General features: G+C 62.7%; 15 protein-coding genes and 1 tRNA gene. 4 read left to right on the top strand and 12 right to left on the bottom strand.

Annotation, left to right across the window (positions count from 1 at the left end; all coding sequences use genetic code 11):
• Positions 1-46: 46 nt before the first annotated feature.
• The 3 genes from FJW05_RS25585 to FJW05_RS25575 all read right to left on the bottom strand — a co-directional run bounded on the left by FJW05_RS25585 (position 47) and on the right by FJW05_RS25575 (position 3,521).
• Complete coding sequence (locus FJW05_RS25585) at positions 47-1,225, bottom strand: D-alanyl-D-alanine carboxypeptidase family protein (RefSeq protein ID WP_140545684.1); 1,179 nt, start codon at positions 1,223-1,225, stop codon at positions 47-49.
• Positions 1,226-1,348: 123 nt separating this feature from the next.
• Entirely contained in the window at positions 1,349-2,599 is a 1,251-nt protein-coding gene (locus tag FJW05_RS25580) for a septal ring lytic transglycosylase RlpA family protein (RefSeq protein ID WP_140636681.1), read from the bottom strand.
• 553 nt (positions 2,600-3,152) lie between these two features.
• Positions 3,153-3,521, bottom strand: coding sequence for a nuclear transport factor 2 family protein (locus tag FJW05_RS25575; RefSeq protein ID WP_140545686.1), 369 nt, complete (start codon positions 3,519-3,521; stop codon positions 3,153-3,155).
• A gap of 312 nt (positions 3,522-3,833) precedes the next feature.
• Here FJW05_RS25575 and FJW05_RS25570 point away from each other — a divergent pair.
• Positions 3,834-3,923: transfer RNA gene (locus FJW05_RS25570), tRNA-Ser, on the top strand.
• Between the two features lie 124 nt (positions 3,924-4,047).
• Here FJW05_RS25570 and FJW05_RS25560 read toward each other — a convergent pair.
• Positions 4,048-4,272 (bottom strand): antitoxin MazE family protein, encoded by a 225-nt coding sequence (locus tag FJW05_RS25560; protein ID WP_140545687.1) that lies wholly within the window; start codon positions 4,270-4,272, stop codon positions 4,048-4,050.
• Between the two features lie 270 nt (positions 4,273-4,542).
• Between FJW05_RS25560 and FJW05_RS25555 the strand changes: the two genes are divergently transcribed.
• The 3 genes from FJW05_RS25555 to rimO all read left to right on the top strand — a co-directional run bounded on the left by FJW05_RS25555 (position 4,543) and on the right by rimO (position 7,395).
• Positions 4,543-4,950, top strand: a complete 408-nt coding sequence (locus FJW05_RS25555; RefSeq protein ID WP_181165076.1) for a DUF930 domain-containing protein — start codon at positions 4,543-4,545, stop codon at positions 4,948-4,950.
• 269 nt (positions 4,951-5,219) lie between these two features.
• Positions 5,220-5,903, top strand: coding sequence for a TerC family protein (locus tag FJW05_RS25550; protein ID WP_140545688.1), 684 nt, complete (start codon positions 5,220-5,222; stop codon positions 5,901-5,903).
• Positions 5,904-6,081: 178 nt separating this feature from the next.
• Positions 6,082-7,395: a 30S ribosomal protein S12 methylthiotransferase RimO gene (rimO, locus tag FJW05_RS25545; RefSeq protein ID WP_140636679.1), complete on the top strand. Its 1,314-nt coding sequence runs from the start codon at positions 6,082-6,084 to the stop codon at positions 7,393-7,395.
• A gap of 77 nt (positions 7,396-7,472) precedes the next feature.
• Here rimO and FJW05_RS25540 read toward each other — a convergent pair whose 3' ends face one another.
• From FJW05_RS25540 to FJW05_RS25505, 8 genes are all read right to left on the bottom strand, one after another.
• Positions 7,473-8,540, bottom strand: a complete 1,068-nt coding sequence (locus tag FJW05_RS25540; RefSeq protein WP_140636677.1) for a BMP family ABC transporter substrate-binding protein — start codon at positions 8,538-8,540, stop codon at positions 7,473-7,475.
• Positions 8,541-8,591: 51 nt separating this feature from the next.
• On the bottom strand, positions 8,592-9,512 hold the full coding sequence (locus FJW05_RS25535; protein WP_140545691.1) for an ABC transporter permease: 921 nt from the start codon (positions 9,510-9,512) through the stop codon (positions 8,592-8,594).
• A complete protein-coding gene (locus FJW05_RS25530) occupies positions 9,512-10,642 on the bottom strand; it encodes an ABC transporter permease (protein ID WP_140636675.1) in 1,131 nt (376 codons plus the stop codon). Before FJW05_RS25530 ends, FJW05_RS25535 begins: the two co-directional genes overlap by 1 nt.
• Complete coding sequence (locus FJW05_RS25525) at positions 10,639-12,216, bottom strand: ABC transporter ATP-binding protein (RefSeq protein ID WP_181165075.1); 1,578 nt, start codon at positions 12,214-12,216, stop codon at positions 10,639-10,641. Before FJW05_RS25525 ends, FJW05_RS25530 begins: the two co-directional genes overlap by 4 nt.
• A gap of 294 nt (positions 12,217-12,510) precedes the next feature.
• Complete coding sequence (locus tag FJW05_RS25520; protein ID WP_140636672.1) at positions 12,511-13,488, bottom strand: quinone oxidoreductase; 978 nt, start codon at positions 13,486-13,488, stop codon at positions 12,511-12,513.
• A 137-nt stretch (positions 13,489-13,625) separates the two neighbouring features.
• Positions 13,626-14,444 carry a phosphatidylcholine synthase gene (gene pcsA / locus FJW05_RS25515; RefSeq protein WP_181165074.1) on the bottom strand — a complete coding sequence of 273 codons (819 nt, stop codon included), beginning with the start codon at positions 14,442-14,444 and terminating at the stop codon, positions 13,626-13,628.
• The gene (locus FJW05_RS25510) at positions 14,441-15,055 is read right to left on the bottom strand and encodes a DUF1326 domain-containing protein (RefSeq protein WP_140636670.1); all 615 of its coding nucleotides are present in this window, start codon (positions 15,053-15,055) and stop codon (positions 14,441-14,443) included. Before FJW05_RS25510 ends, pcsA begins: the two co-directional genes overlap by 4 nt.
• 11 nt (positions 15,056-15,066) lie before the next feature.
• Complete coding sequence (locus tag FJW05_RS25505; RefSeq protein ID WP_140636668.1) at positions 15,067-15,957, bottom strand: DUF2182 domain-containing protein; 891 nt, start codon at positions 15,955-15,957, stop codon at positions 15,067-15,069.
• Positions 15,958-16,058 lie beyond the last annotated feature (101 nt).

Genomic DNA, 16,058 nt, shown 5'->3' with positions numbered 1-16,058 from the left:
CGCTGTCATAGCTCCCGTCCGACAAAAGGTCCACGAACTTGCCCGATCACAAATGTTTCTGACGTAGCCAGCCGACAGCGAGTTCCTTGGCTGCGTCGAACGCGCGCTGCGGCAGCGTGCCCACCTTAACCGACTCGGCGGCATAGAGCGGCGTCTGCTGGCTCAGCGTCTCGCCTATCCAAACGCGCAATTCCCCGACCGGTTGCCCCTCCTCGACCGGTGCCGACACCGGACCCTGGTAGACGATCCTGGCGGTCAGCTTGTCGCGGTTGGCGATCGGCAGAAAGATGTCTACCGGACCTTTCGCTTTCAAGGCCAGGCCGGATTTGGCGCCGCCGAAAACCTGCGCTTCGCCAACCACCTCGTCCTTGGCGAAGATCTCGGTCTTCTGGAATGACCGCGAGCCCCATTCGAGCAGCTTGCGCGCCTCTTCGGAGCGCTCGCGGTCATTGGCCAGTCCGCTGAGGGCGGCGATCACGCGCGTGCCGTTGTGGCCGACGGTGCCGACTAGGCCGAAGCCCGCCTGCTCGCTGGCGCCGGCCACGAAGCCGTCGGCTTCGATGCCCATGGCGATCAGCGGATTGCGGTTCCTCTGCGAGATCTTGTTCCAGGTGAAGTCCGGCTGGCCGTAATAGTGGAAGAACTCGGGATAGTCGCGCCACAGATGCAGCGCCAGCATCGTCAGCTCCCGCACCGTCGTCTGCTGCCCGTCGGCCGGCAGGCCGGTCGAATTGACGAAGGTCGATTTCGAGAGGCCGAGCTGGCGGGCGCGATCGGTCATCTGCGCGGCGAAATTCGCTTCCGAGCCCGCCATGCCCTCGGCGAGCACGATACAGCCGTCATTGGCGGCCTGCACGGTGACGCCCTGGATCAGATCCTCGACGCGGACCTCGGATTTGAGCTTGGCGAACATGGTCGAGGTACCGGACGGCGCGCCGCCGGTGCGCCAGGCGTTTTCGCTGACGACGAAAGTGTCGTCGAGCGTGATCCGCTTCGACTTGATGGCGTTGAAGACCATTTCCATCGTCATCAGCTTGGCCATCGAGGCGGGCGGGATCGGCTTGTCGGGGTCCTTGGCGAAGAGCACGGTGCCGGTGTCGGCATCGATCATGAACGCCTGCGCCGCCTTGGTCTCGAAGAGTTGCGCGCTGGCCGGGGCGGCGCAAAGCAACACCAGCGCCAATCCCAGAAGGCTGGCGAAAGGCGGAAAAATGCGGAACTGCATGAAATGTCGACCCGATCTGAGCAACCCGGAAAAGCGTAGAGCCGCTCCAGAATGCGCAAAGACTACCCCGCGGCCAAGCTATCAGGGTTTTTTCGGCCGGATCAACGGGCAGCGCGAATTTGATCAGTTACGCACAACTAGCGCGTCCGGCGCGCCATGCGACCAGGCTGCCTGGAGCAGGTCGTCGACGCTGCCATGGCCGTCCGGATAGACATTGACCGCATACCAGTCATTTCCGTCGAGCTCGGTGCGCTGGATCTCGGTCCGGCCGAACGGCTCGAGCGCTGCGGCCACGCGCTTTGCCTTCGCGGCCTCGTCGAAGGAACCGGCAGCGACGTAGTCGGACGCAGGCGTCTGTAGCTCTCGGTTCGATTTCTTCCATGAACGCAGGATATCAGCCGGCGACATGCCGCCGGAATCGAGCGCGGCAAAGACGTCGGCGCGCTCTACCCGCTCATCCGCGTAAGACAGGGAGGCCATGGCGAAGGGCGAGTTCGGCGGAAGCGTGAAATCCGGCCGTTCCGGCACGATCGGGCCGAAATCCGGCAGCATGACATCACCAGCGCCCTGGACAGCGAATGCGGCCGGCTGATCCGAAAGCCCCGGCTGCGCTGCAAAGGCCTGCCCCGAATTGGTCAACTCGCCCGGAAACGGCGCGGCCGCCGGCGACGCCCCCACCGGCACGCTCGGCGACGGGCCGTTCATGGCCACCATGACGCCGCTCGGCAGGCCGTCCGAAGGATCCGGCCGGTTGTTGCCGGGATGGTAGGAGGCCACCAGGTACTGGTCGTCATCGCCGTCGAGCGGCGCGCGGCCGACATATTCCACTTTGACCCTGGCCGTACCGACCTTGGCATAATCGAGCATCTGCGCCGCGCGTTCGGAAACGTCGATGATGCGGCCTTCGTGATAGGGGCCGCGGTCGTTGACGCGCACGATGACCGAGCTGCCGGTCTCCAGATTGGTGACGCGGGCATAGCTCGGCAGCGGCATCGTCGGATGCGCCGCCGTCAGATGCGTCATGTCATAGACTTCGCCATTGGCGGTCAGGCGGCCATGAAACGCATCGCCGTACCAGGAAGCCAGGCCGACCTTGGCGTAGCCCTTGTCTTCCTTGGGATAGTACCACTTGCCGCGCACCTGATAGGGCTTGCCGAGCTGGTCGCGGCCGCCGCCGCGCCGCATGAACTGGACACGAGGGCTCGCCTTCACGCCATATTCGGATTCGGCAAAATATTCCTTGGAGCGGCCCTTCTTGTAGACCATCCCCTTCGGCTCGGGTTGCGAGGCGCAGGCAGCCAGCAGCAGGCCCGAAAGGGCGCACAGGGCGAAAGCAGAAGCGCGACGAAGACGCGGGCGCGTCAGGGTCTGCATGTCTCGATTGTCCCCTACCGTGCTGTCACCAGACGGGGCCAGAAGTCGCCCGCCAGGCCAACACCTTGATCCCCAATCCCTTTTGCACAGGAATTGCTTATCACGATGTTAATCGATTATGGCCGCAACAGGGCGAGATTATGGCGAGAGGCGGTGACACCGTCGCTCGGAAAGTCCGTGCTCGTTCGAGTATTCTTGGCTGCCAACAGCGCCGGCCATAAGATCGCCGGCGCGTCCAATCCGAATAAGAGTAACGGTTTGTGCGCTATTCCAGGTTGGATAGCACCTGCTGGGCCGTCGCACGAGACAGCATCTCACGCTTTGTCAGTAGGGGTTTCTCGTAGGCTTTCTTCACGATTGTCCCCCTGTTTGAAATATTAGCAGATTGAGATTGGCAGGGTCATGACGTCATTGTCAATGCGCCGAACCGCCAGCAGGACGAAGCCGGGAGCTAACCTCGCCTCGGGTAGGGTCGGGGTTGCCATTCGTAAGCCGTGGCGCATGTCAGCGCGATTGGGATGATTGCCCCGTGCCGTTGCGGCCAGCTATACATCTATCCGGTAGCGTCAGTACTGTTGAGACTGCACATCCGGATCAGCCAACCTCCGCCAGCCTGACGCTCAAAGACACTCAGCGAGGTGCCGTTGCCGACCGCCTCTCCTTCCGAATAGCCAGCCAATGTCCAGGCTAGATTTCCGGAGCTGCCCGCTTCGATCACCTGAAGGGTCTTATTAGGCCCGGCATGTTGAACCCAAATCTCGTGCAGCGCCTCTATTGCCGCGCGCCCCCGCGCCGGAGGCCCATAGGGTGAATGCATTTCGGCATCGTCGGTGAAGATAGCAGCACAGCCAGATGCATTCCCCGATCGGTAAGCTACGACATACAAGTCCCAAAGCGGCTGTAGATCATCTCGGATCGACATAGTTACCCTCCTTCGGCGCCTGGACTTAGTTTAGAGAATACTAATGCGACTGACTAGATCGCCATCTCTTCCAGCGGATTTCCCCCAGCCGTTCAGGTGCATGTCGTTTCCGCCGGCCCCGGCAACGTAGCCGTCGGGTCACGCCGAATTTATGCCCACCTTTTGGCGTGACAGTTGGAAGGTGCCGCCGCAGTGGTTGACGCGGCCCTGAAAGCCGCACTACAGGAATGAAGCGTAAACCGGCCGGGGAATGCCTTCGGTGCCAACCGAAACAACCGGTCGCGATGACCAAAATGGTTGAAAAACCATAGTGGAGGGATGGCCGAGCGGTTTAAGGCACCGGTCTTGAAAACCGGCGTGGGCGCAAGTTCACCGTGGGTTCGAATCCCACTCCCTCCGCCATTTCGGTGCCTGAGTGGGCACCGCGCACGGAGCGCCGTGGCGGGCAAAGACAGGCGCAAGGCGACAAGGCGCGGCTTGCCCGCATAATCCCTGCCGCCGGAGACGGTCCAGACCTCGCCCCGCCTCATTCATCGTCCCAATCGGATACCGCGTCCATGAACGCCTGATCCTCGGCCGCACGGGCGCTCGCGGCCACCGCCGCCGACTGTCGGTGCGCCTCGGACTTAAACGACGCGGCGCGCACGTCCGGCACCCAAATCTGGATGGGCCGCAGGCCCTGGGCGCGTAGCCGCTCCCGATGTTCCTGCACCTTCACATGCGTGGACTTTGCCCTTCTTGCCGATGCCATGAGCCATTCTCCGCAATAGTTACATGTAACCCAGCATGGACAACGCGTTGTGACCAGCCTTTTCGCGACCGCCAGGAGGCGCAAGTCCGACTGGTTCAGTTGCCTGAAATCCGTGGATTCCGGCATCGACGACATAGACATTCCACGCATATTAGCGAGTCTGCAGCTTAAGGCGATCAAGGGTTGCAGACGGTGCATTCGTTGGAAGCGAAGCGGCGCTGGCGACCGACAGTTGGTAAACCACCGTTTATTTGATTTATCGGACAAAATATGCTGCTTGTCGCCCCCATGAAAAAGCTCTGCCTGATGGTTCTGGCGTCGCTGACGCCGGTCTTGCCGGCCAAGGCGATGGACAATGCGTTGCGCGCCGGGCTGATGAAACTCGATCCTGAGACCCGCCTCGAGCAGCGCTGTGACGCCGAGGTGCTCGACCGGATCAGCCATGACGATCACAACTACAAGGCCGACCGTGTCGTGGCCTACGCGTTCGCCACGCCGCAGATGAGCGCCGATGCCATCAAGAGCTCGGGCGCCGCCTTCCGCAGCAATGGCCAATGGTACCGGCTGAAGTTCAAATGCCAGACCGCGCCGGACCACATGCAGGTGCTGCAGTTCCGCTACAAGATCGGCGACGAAATCCCGGAATCCGACTGGGCCAAATACAATCTCTACGACTAGAGCAATTCCAGGGAACGTGCGTAGCGGTTTCCCGTCCGGAATTGCGTCAAAACAAAGAGATAGAGCGGTTCGCCGTTTCCGTAAAACGGTGAAACGCTCTAGTTTTCGGCCTCGCCAGCTTGCCAGCGACCCCCTAGATCCTTGGGGACTTGCGCTGCCGGCCTTGTTTTCCGGCGATGTCCAACCCTGCGTCTTGACGCCGATGGACCGCGCCTTTAGGCCCGTCCGGGTAAAGGGCTACGCTCATTTCAGGCAAGGATTTCTAGTCGATGGAAATATTCACTGCCGCAGGCCTTTCGGCTCTCCTCCAGGTCGTCGCAATCGATCTCGCGCTTGCCGGCGACAACGCAATTGTGATCGGCCTCGCGGCAGCCGGCCTTCCCATCGATCAACGCAAGCGTGCCATCCTGGTCGGCATCGCGGCAGCCACCGTCCTGCGCATCGTCTTTGCCCTGATCACGCAATGGCTGCTGAGCATCGGCCCGATGCTGCTCATCGCCGGCGGGCTCCTGCTTCTGTGGGTATGCTGGAAGATGTGGCGCGAGCTGCGCGTCAGCCACGAGGATGAGCGCGACGCGACAGAAGCGCTGTCGAACGGCGATTATAACAAGGACGGCAAAATCGCCGGCAAACCGCGCAAGACCTTCTCGCAGGCCGCCTGGCAGATCGTCATCGCCGACGTCTCGATGTCGCTCGACAACGTGCTCGCCGTCGCCGGCGCAGCCATGAAGCATCCGACGGTGCTGATCATCGGGCTGGTCCTTTCGATCGCGCTGATGGGCTTTGCCGCATCCTTCGTCGCGCGCCTGCTGCACAAGTACCGCTGGATCGCCTATGTCGGCCTGCTGATCATCCTCTATGTCGCGGTGAACATGCTTCTGGGAGGCGCCGTGCAGCAGTTTCCCGACCATTTTGCTTTCCTGGCGCCCTGGTTCGGATCGGACGGCCACTGACGCTCTTTCAAGGCGAGCGGCTGCCGCATCGCCCCTTGTCATGGCCGGCTGGCAGGTTTGCTTCTGTGCCGAAGCGTGCTATTGCGCCGCGCGAAATGGCTCAAAGCCGCGCGCCGTGGATCGATCTTCGGAGCCTGAGGCTCCTCGATCTCGCCCTCATCTCTTGGAAAACAAATTTATGTCCGCCCCACGCGTCAGTTTCGTCAGTCTTGGATGTCCGAAGGCGCTCGTCGATTCCGAGCGCATCATCACGCGGCTCCGCGCCGAAGGCTACGAGATCGCACGCAAGCATGATGGCGCCGACCTCGTCGTCGTCAACACTTGCGGCTTTCTCGATTCCGCCCGCGACGAGTCCCTCAACGCCATCGGCTCCGCCCTTTCCGAGAACGGCCGCGTCATCGTCACCGGCTGCCTCGGCGCCGAGCCGGAGGTCATCCGCGAAAAGCATCCCAATGTGTTGGCGATCACCGGCCCGCAGGCCTATGAGAGCGTGATGGCCGCGGTGCACGAGGCGGCCCCGCCCAGCCACGATCCCTATGTCGACCTGCTGCCGCCGCAGGGCGTGAAGCTGACGCCGCGCCACTACGCCTATCTGAAGATTTCCGAAGGCTGCAACAATCGCTGCACTTTCTGCATCATCCCTGCGCTGCGTGGCGATCTCGTCTCGCGCCCGGCCGGGGATGTGCTGCGCGAAGCCGAAAAGCTCGCCAAGGCCGGCGTCAAGGAGATCCTGGTCATCTCGCAGGACACCAGCGCCTACGGCATCGATATCAAGTACCAGACGTCGATGTTCGGCGATCGCGAGGTGCGGGCGAAATTCCTCGACCTCGCCGAGGAACTCGCGAAACTCGGCATCTGGATACGCATGCATTATGTGTATCCCTACCCGCACGTCGCCGACGTCATTCCGCTGATGGCGGAGGGAAGGATCCTCCCCTACCTCGACATTCCCTTCCAGCACGCCTCGCCACAGGTGCTGAAGAACATGCGCCGCCCCGCGCACGGCGAAAAGACGCTGGACCGCATCCGCGGCTGGCGCGAGGTCTGCCCGGATCTCGCCATCCGCTCGACTTTCATCGTTGGCTTCCCCGGCGAAACCGAGGACGATTTCGAGATGCTGCTCGACTGGCTGGACGAAGCCAGGATCGACCGCGCCGGTTGTTTCAAATACGAGCCGGTCAAGGGCGCGCGCTCCAACGACCTCGGGCTGGAGCAGGTGCCGCAGGAGGTCAAGGAAGCGCGCTGGCACCGTTTCATGCAGCGCCAACAGAAGATCTCGGCAACGCAGCTCGCCAAGAAAGTCGGCAAGCGCCTGCCGGTGCTGATCGACGAGGCGCATGGCACATCCGGCAAAGGCCGCACCAAATACGACGCGCCTGAGATCGACGGCTCCGTGCACATCCAGTCGCGGCGGCCGCTGCGCGCCGGCGAGATCGTCACCGTCAAGATCGACCGCGCCGACGCTTACGACCTTTACGGCTCGGCCGTCTGACAGCCCACGCGGACCCACGCAGCTTAAAAAAAGGGCGCCTGTGGCGCCCTTTTCGTTTCGGTTCAGCGATTTTGCCGCTACTGCGGCAGCTTGTCGTCGATGCCCTTGACGTAGAAATTCATGCCGAGCAGCGTGCCGTCGTCGGCGACCTCGCCGTCCTTCAGCCAAGGCGAACCATCCTGCTTGGAGACAGGTCCGGTGAAGGGGTTCCAGCCGCCGGCGATCTTCTTCTCGGTCGCCTCGGCCATCGCCTTCACGTCGTCAGGCATGTTGGTGTAGGGCGCGAGCTTGACAGCGCCGTCCTTGATGCCGAGCCAGACATTGTCCGGCTTCCAGGTGCCGTCGAGCGCCGCCTGGACGCGGCTGATATAATACGGACCCCATTCGTCGGTCAGCGAGGTCAGCTGCGCGTGCGGTGCGAACTTGATCATGTCGGACGACTGGCCGAAGCCGTGCAGCTTGCGCTCCTCGGCGACCTGCAGAGCGGCGGTCGAGTCGGTGTGCTGGACGATGATATCGGCGCCCTGGTCGAACAGCGCCTTGGCGGCGTCGGCTTCCTTGCCGGGGTCGAACCAGGAGTTCACCCACACGATCTTCACCTTGAAGTCGGGATTGACCGACTGCGCGCCGAGCATGAAGGAGTTGATGCCCATCACCACTTCCGGGATCGGGAAGGAAACGATGTAGCCGGCGAGGCCCTTCTTCGATTCCTTGGCCGCGATCTGGCCGAGCACATAGCGGCCTTCATAGAAGCGGGCGTTGTAGATGCCGAGATTGTCGCCGGTCTTGAAGCCGGTGGCATGCTCGAACATCACCTTGGGGAACTTCTTGGCGACCTTCACTTCGGCATCCATGAAGCCGAAGGAGGTGCCGAAGATGATCTTGCACTTCTCGCGCGCCAGGCGCTCGAAAGCGCGGTCGGCGTCCGGGCCTTCCGAGACGTTTTCGAGATAGGCGGTCTCGACCTTGTCGCCGAGCGCCTTCTCGACTTCGAGCCGGCCCTGGTCGTGCTGATAGGAGTAGCCGAAGTCGCCGATCGGACCCGTATAGACCCAGCAGGCCTTGAGCTTGTCGGCGGCCTGGGCGGTTGCCGCCAGGGACAGGCTCGCGGCCGTGGTCATCAACGCAATAAGCAGTTTTTTCATTGTGTTACCTCTCTGAGTTAAGCCTTGGAGCTTCCCGTCTTTTTGTTGTTGTCAACGATCCGGAACAAATGGCTGCCCCAACGAAGCCGGCGTGTTCATCATCGTCAACCGCTTGTTGCGCGAGATTAGAACGAGAACCACGACGGTTGCCAGGTAGGGCAGCGAAGAAAGAAACTGCGAAGGCACCGGAATGCCAAAAGCCTGTGCATGAAGCTGGCCGATCCACACCGCGCCGAAGATGTAAGCGCCGGCCAGCACCCGCCAAGGGCGCCAAGACGCGAACACCACCAGCGCCAGCGCGATCCAGCCGCGACCCGCACTCATGTTTTCCACCCATTGCGGTGTGTAGACCAGCGACAGGTGGCCGCCGGCAAGGCCGGCGCAGGCGCCGCCGAAGATCACGGCGAGATAGCGGTAGCGGATGACCTTGATGCCGAGCGCATGCGCCGACGTATGGCTGTCGCCGATCGAGCGAAGCGTCAGGCCCGTGCGCGTCTTGAACAGGAACCACATAACCGCCGCGGTCAGCGCGATCGAGATGTAGAACACTGGGTCCTGGCCGAAGACCAGCTTGCCGACCACCGGGATCGAGCTGATCCCCGGGATGTCCAAATTGGGCAATCTCACGCCCGGCTGGCCGACGAAGCTGGTGCCGATCATGCCGGAGAGACCGAGGCCGAGCAGCGTCAGCGACAGGCCGGTCGCCACCTGGTTGGTCGCGAGCGACAGCGTCATGACGGCGAACAGCAGCGAGAACAGCGCGCCGACGATGATCGCGGCAAGCAGGCCGATCCATGGCGATCCGGTGAGGTAACCGGCGCCGAAGCCGCCGACGGCGCCCATGATCATCATGCCCTCGACGCCGAGATTGAGCACGCCGGAGCGCTCGACAACCAGCTCGCCGATCGCCGCGATCAGAAGCGGCGTCGCCGCGGTCGCGATGGTCAAAAGGATGTTGACGGTGATGTCCATCAGCGAGCCTCCTCGAGCTTGGGCGCCGCTTCGAGCTGCGCCGCGCCGTTCGGCTTCGTCAGCGCCACGCCGATCAGGCGAATGCGGTAATGGATGAGCGTGTCGCAGCCGAGCACGAAGAACAAAAGCATGCCCTGGAACACGCGCGCCACCTTGTCGGAAATACCGAGCGCGCTCTGCACCGCCTCGCCGCCGAGATAGGTCAGCGCCAGCACCAGGCCCGCCGCGACGATTCCCAGCGGATTGAGGCGCCCAAGGAAGGCGACGATGATGGCGGTGAAGCCGTAGCCGGGCGAGATCACCGGTTGCAACTGGCCGATGGCGCCGGAGACCTCCGAAATGCCTGCCAAGCCGGCCAGCGCGCCGGACAGAAGGAAAGCGAAGAACACCATCCGGCTGAAACCGAAGCCGGCAAAGCGCCCTGCCCTTGGGCTGGAACCCAGCACGCGCACCTCGAATCCTTTCAACATGCGGCTCATCATCAGCCAGACCAGCACGGCGGCAACCAATGCGAAGACAAAGCCCCAATTGGCTCGGCCGGCGTCGGGCATCAGCTCGGGCAGCACCGCCGAGTCGCCGAACTGGATCGTCTGCGGGAAGCCATGGCCTTGCGGATCGCGCCACGGGCCGCGCACCAGCCAGTCTAGGAAAAGCTGCGCGACATAGACCAGCATCAGGCTGGTCAGGATCTCGTTGGTGCTGAATCGGGTCTTCAAAAGCGCCGGGATCGATGCGTAAAAGGCGCCGCCGACCATACCGAGCAGAAGCATCAGCGGGATCACCAGCGGGCCTTCGAACTGCGGGAACAGCACCGGGATGATCGAGCCGAAGATCGCGCCGAAGATGAACTGGCCTTCGGCGCCGATGTTCCAGATATTGGCCCTGTAGCAGACCGACAGGCCGACCGCAATCAGGATCAGCGGCGCTGCCTTGATCGCCAGCTCATGCAACTGCCAGACCTGGCTGACCGGCTCGACGAAATAGACCTCGAAGGCATTGAGCGGGTTGACGCCGAGCAAGGCGAACATGATGGCGCCGGCAATGATCGTCAGTGCGAAGGCGATGAAGGGCGACAGCATCGAGAACAGCGCCGAGCGCTGCGGGCGTTTGACGAGTTCGATGCGCATCATGCCACCTCCATCCTGTGTTCGGCATGGCCGGGCTCGGCACCGCCCATCAACAGGCCGATCCTCTCGAAAGTCGCCTCGGCGATCGGCAGCGGCGTCGACAGTTCTCCGTTGTGCATGACGGCGATCGCGTCCGACAGCTCGAACAATTCGTCGAGATCCTGGCTGATGACCAGGACCGCGGAGCCGCTGCGGGCAAGCTCGATCAGGGCCTGGCGGATGTGAGCGGCAGCACCGGCGTCGACGCCCCAGGTCGGCTGGTTGACGATCATGACGCTCGGCTTGCGGTCGAGCTCGCGCCCGACGATGAATTTCTGCAGATTGCCGCCCGACAGCGCGGCGGCCTCCGGATCGGGCGCGCTCTTGCGCACGTCCATGGCTGTAATAATGCGCTGGGCGGCGCTGTAAACGGCGCTGTTCTTGACCATGCCGCCCGAGCCGACGAAAGCCTTGCCGTCGGTGGCATGGCGCGAGAGCAGCAGGTTCTCCGAAAGCTTCATGCGGGGTGCTGCGCCATGGCCGAGGCGCTCTTCCGGCACGAAGGCGGCCCCCATTAGTCGCCGGCCGGTGATCGAAAGGCCGCCGGCGTCCTTGCCGCGGATGCGCACGGAACCGGTATCCTGCTGCAGCACTTCGCCGGACACGGATTCGAAGAACTCGCCCTGGCCGTTGCCGGCCACACCCGCGATGCCGATCACTTCGCCGGCGCGCACGGTGAGGTTGATGTTTTTGAGCGGGATGGCGAAGGGCGTCGCCGGCTTGCGGCTGAGGCTGCGGATTTCCAGCAGCGCCGGCGCCGTTTCGATGCCTTCGGCCGGCGCGCGGACCACAGCCTTCACCTCGCTGCCGACCATCATGCGGGCGAGCGATGCGGCGGTCTCCTGGCGCGGGTTGCAATGGCCGACAACCTTGCCGTGGCGAAGCACCGTGGCGCGGTCGCAGATGCGTTTGACCTCTTCCAGCCGGTGCGAGATGTAGAGGATCGACTTGCCTTCGGCGCGCAGGCGCTCCAGCGTCTCGAACAGCTTGTCGGCCTCCTGCGGCGTCAGCACCGAAGTCGGCTCGTCGAGAATGATGAGCTGCGGTGTCTGCAAGAGGCAACGGATGATCTCGATGCGCTGGCGTTCGCCGACCGAAAGGTCTCCGACCAGCGAATCCGGATCGAGCGGCAGGCCATAGCTGTAGGACAATGCCCTCGCCTTCGCGGCGATGCTGCTGATCGGCGAGCCGTCATTGAGCGAAAGCGCGATGTTCTCGGCCGCGGTCAGCGCTTCGAACAGCGAGAAATGCTGGAACACCATGCCGATGCCGAGCTTCTTGGCCGCGCCCGGGCTGGTGATCTTGACCGGCTTGCCGTCCCAGAAGATCTCGCCCGAGTTCGGCTCGAGCGATCCGAACAGCATCTTGACCAGCGTCGACTTGCCGGCGCCGTTCTCGCCGAGCAGCGCGTGGATCTCGCCTTTTGCGATATTGAGATCGATGTGATCGCACGCCGTCAGCGTGCCGAATATCTTGGTTAGGCCGCGAACCTCGAGCAGGTTCGCCCTGTCATGATTTGCACTCACAGTGCCTCCCATCCGGTTTCCCAGACATGTTCTGTGTTCCCGAAAGCATGGTATGCGCGGCCGGCTCCAGTCGGAAAGCAGCACCCGACTTGAAAGAGCTTCAAGAATTTCAGCGGAAACTCAAGGGCTAAGATAGATCCGTGGGGAACGACAGCAAATCAACAGCGCTTTTCAGGCAATCCGTGCCTTCGGGCACGGCAAGCCACTGAAAAACAGGGCAGCCGGCTAGGTATGGTGCTGAAAAGTGTAAAGCGACTTCCCGCCCCGGAATTGCGATAGAGCGATACGCCGCTTCCGTGAAACGCTTTAGGGAATGAGGACGGTCGTTCCCGTCGTCTTGCGGGCCTCGAGATCCGCTTGCGCTTTTGCAGCATCCTTCAGCGCATAGCGCTGGTTGATCTTGATCGCGACGGCGCCGCTCTTGACCACGTCGAAAAGCGCTTCGGCCGACTTCACCAGATCTTCGCGCCTGGCATTATAGACGAAAAGCGTCGGCCGGGTCGCATAGAGCGAGCCCTTCTGCGCCAGCAGCGACATCGAGAAAGGCGGGATCGGCCCGGACGACTGGCCGAAGCTGACGAACATGCCGAGCGGCCGCAGGCAGTCGAGCGATGCCGGAAAAGTGTCGGCGCCGACGGAATCGTAGACGACGTCGCATTTCTTCCCGCCCGTCAGCGCCTCTACGCCGGCGACGAAATCCTGCTCTTTGTAGTTGATGACGTGATCGAAGCCGTGCGCCCGCGCAAGTTCGATCTTGTCGGCGGAACTCGCGGTGCCGATCACGGTCGCGCCGAGATGCTTTGCCCATTGCCCGAGGGTCAGGCCGACACCGCCTGCGGCTGCGTGGTAGAGGATCGTGTCGCCGACCTTGACGGGAAAGGTGCGGCGCAAGAGGTATTCGGCCGTCATGCCCTTCAGCATCATCGCCGCCGCTTGCTCGTCGCCGATGCCGTCCGGCACTTTGACCACGCGGTCGGCCGCGATCACCCGTTGCTCAGCGTAAGCCCCGACATTGACGGCATAGGCGATGCGGTCGCCGGGCTTCAGCCAGTCGACACCCGGGCCGAGCGCCAGAACGACGCCCGCTGCCTCGCCGCCTGGGATCAGCGGAAAACCGCCAAGTGGCGGATAAAGCCCGGAGCGATAGTAAACGTCGATGAAGTTGAGGCCGATTGCCGTGTGCCGGATCAGGATCTGGCCTTCTCCCGGCTGGCCGGGGTCGGCGTCTTCATAGGCCAGGACTTCGGGGCCGCCATGGGCGTGGATGCGGATTGCCTTGGACATCGCTCAGCTCTCAGAAGGGTAAGTGCGAAAATCTGGAAACATGATTCCGAAAAGGAGAACCGATTTTCGGAAGTTCATGCGCCGATATACAGCTAGGGCCAGGATGACCATTCAGCAAAAAATATCCTGATCCAGGATCAGGACTTCTTGGCGCCCAGATTGGGAAATATCTGCATGATGCCTCCGATGCTGGCGAGATAGAGGCCGCTGATGGTGATGCCGATCTTGGTGAAGTTGCTGACCTGCTCTCCCAGCACGCCAATCTTGTCATAGAAGGCGGCAAGTGCTGCCTGCGCCAGCGCCAGCGCGCCGAAGGCGCACCACAAAAGCGTCATAAAGAGATTGACCGGCCTCAGCCGCACGACACGCACCGGATGGATGAAGTTGATCGGCATGAAGGTCAAAATGCCGGCAACCACCACCACGGCGAAAGACACCCATTGCCCAGGCTCGATGACGAAGAGCGTGAACACCACCATGTTCCAGACGACGGGAAACCCTTTGAAGAAGTTCTCCTTCGTCTTCATGCCGGTGTCGGCATAATAGATCGCGCTGGAGACGACGATGATGGCCGCCGACAGGAAGGACAGATTCTCGCCCATGAAGCCGCGCTGGTAGAGCGCGAAGGCCGGAATGAGCACGTAGGTCACGTAGTCGATGATGTTGTCGAGGAGCTCGCCCGACCATGTCGGCAGGATTTCCTTGACCTCGAGCTTCCTGGCGATCGGGCCGTCGATGCCATCGACGAAAAGCGCCAGCCCCAGCCACCAGAACATCGCCGTCCAGCGTTGCTCGCTCGCCGCGACCAGCGATAGGAAGGCAAGGAACGATCCCGACGCCGTGAGCAGATGCACGGAGAACGCGCGCGCCTGCGGCCACGTCACCTTCTTCTTCGGCAATGGGATCCGTTGCGCGATCTTCTTGGCTGCCTTGCCGGCCCTTGTGTTCTTGCTCACGGTCCCCGCCAGTCCAGCTTGCAGATTTCGGCCGAGCGGCCGGCGAAATTCCAGTTGCGGCCGAAGGCGCGCATCTTGCTCTTGTCGGACTTCGCCACGATGATTTCCGGCGCGATCCAATATTCCGAATTGGCGATCACCGTATCTTTCTCACGGTCCTTGCCGGGAATGGGCGTCACCGCGCCGTCGATAATCTTGGGAATCTGGAAGACGCGCGTCTTGTCACGCGTCCCGTAGGTGATCGGCACCTGCTCGACGCCGAGGAATTTCCCGACGAGGATCGAAAGCAGCGAGGTGGTGCCGCCGGCCTTGCCGGTGAAGATCTTGGTCAGCGCCTTCACCGCGTAGATCGACGCGCGCTTGTCGATGAACAGGCCGGCCGTCCAGTTGCCGCGGCTCATATAGCCGGGAATTTCCATGATCAGGCCGAGATTGAGGCCCGACAGTTCGACCTCGCCGAAATGGCCCGCATCGATGCGGAAGCCCGCCCATGTCTGGCAATAGCCCTCGGTCGGCGGATGGCTGCCAAGCGACAGCACGCAGGGACAGAAAACCGTGCAATTGCAGGAGAGTACCAGCTCCCCTTTCATTGCCCAGCTTTGGTCGGTCATCGAATTCTCCCTCATGCCGAAACTAATAGCAGGGCAGCCGCCCACACAAGCAGTATCGCACCGGCAATCCGGCTGGCCACCCTGCCGGCGGTCTGTTTTTCGATCAGCGTGAACAGGCCGATCAGCGCCATCCAGAAGACGTTCATGGCGCCGACGGCAAACATCACCAGCATCAGCGCCCAGCAGCAACCGAGACACCAGACGCCCTGTTCCAGGCCGAGCCGGAAGATGCGGCCTGATTTCGCGCTCCACCTGGCGAACAGGACCGAGAACGGATTGCGGCACTTTTCCAGGCATGCCTGTTTCAGGCCGCTGAATTGATAGAGGCCGGCGACAAGCAGCGCGATGGCGCCGGCAAGCCCGACGGCGGGGTCGAGCATCCGGCCGGAACCGACAAAGGCGTACACGGCGAACGTCAGCACGCTGAAGCCCACGGATGCGGCAAGCCATGTGGCGAGGTATCCGGCGACAAGCACCAGCGGATGAACGACTGGTTCGCCTTTGATCCTCGCCGTGTCGGCGATTTCGCAATAGGTGCGGATCAGCGGCGCCGCCGAAGGCAGCATCGTCGCCACGGCCATCAGGAACCACATCAGCACAAGCGCCGGCGCTTGCAGGCCGGCCAGGCCGGCAAGCGGCGCCGGCGCGAGGCAAAGAGCGAAGAACCGGTCGAGAAAATCCGGCAACGGCAGGCCCGGCAGATTTTTCAGCAGCATATCGCCGGGGCCGCCCACGGGGCTGCCTTCAGCGCCGCGTATCGCCATCGCGCCGAGAAGCAACCAGGCAAGGGCGATGCCGATGCCAATCGCGAGCATGACCGCGCGGCGCGGGCTGCGCGCCACGCCCGCCGTCGCGCGGCCGGCGCGGTCGAGATGGCTGAAATCATGCTGCTCGCCGCTCATGGCAATCGAATGGGCTGAATCGCCGCGTTGATCAAGCCGGCCAATCTGCCCTATATCGGGACAAAGGCCCGACGGGTCGCCTCGCATTGTGGAAGCCTGGC

Origin of the sequence: Mesorhizobium sp. B2-9-1 (assembly GCF_006439455.1) — a bacterium.
Taxonomy (GTDB): Bacteria; Pseudomonadota; Alphaproteobacteria; order Rhizobiales; family Rhizobiaceae; genus Mesorhizobium.
This window is presented reverse-complemented; position numbering and strand designations above follow the sequence as displayed.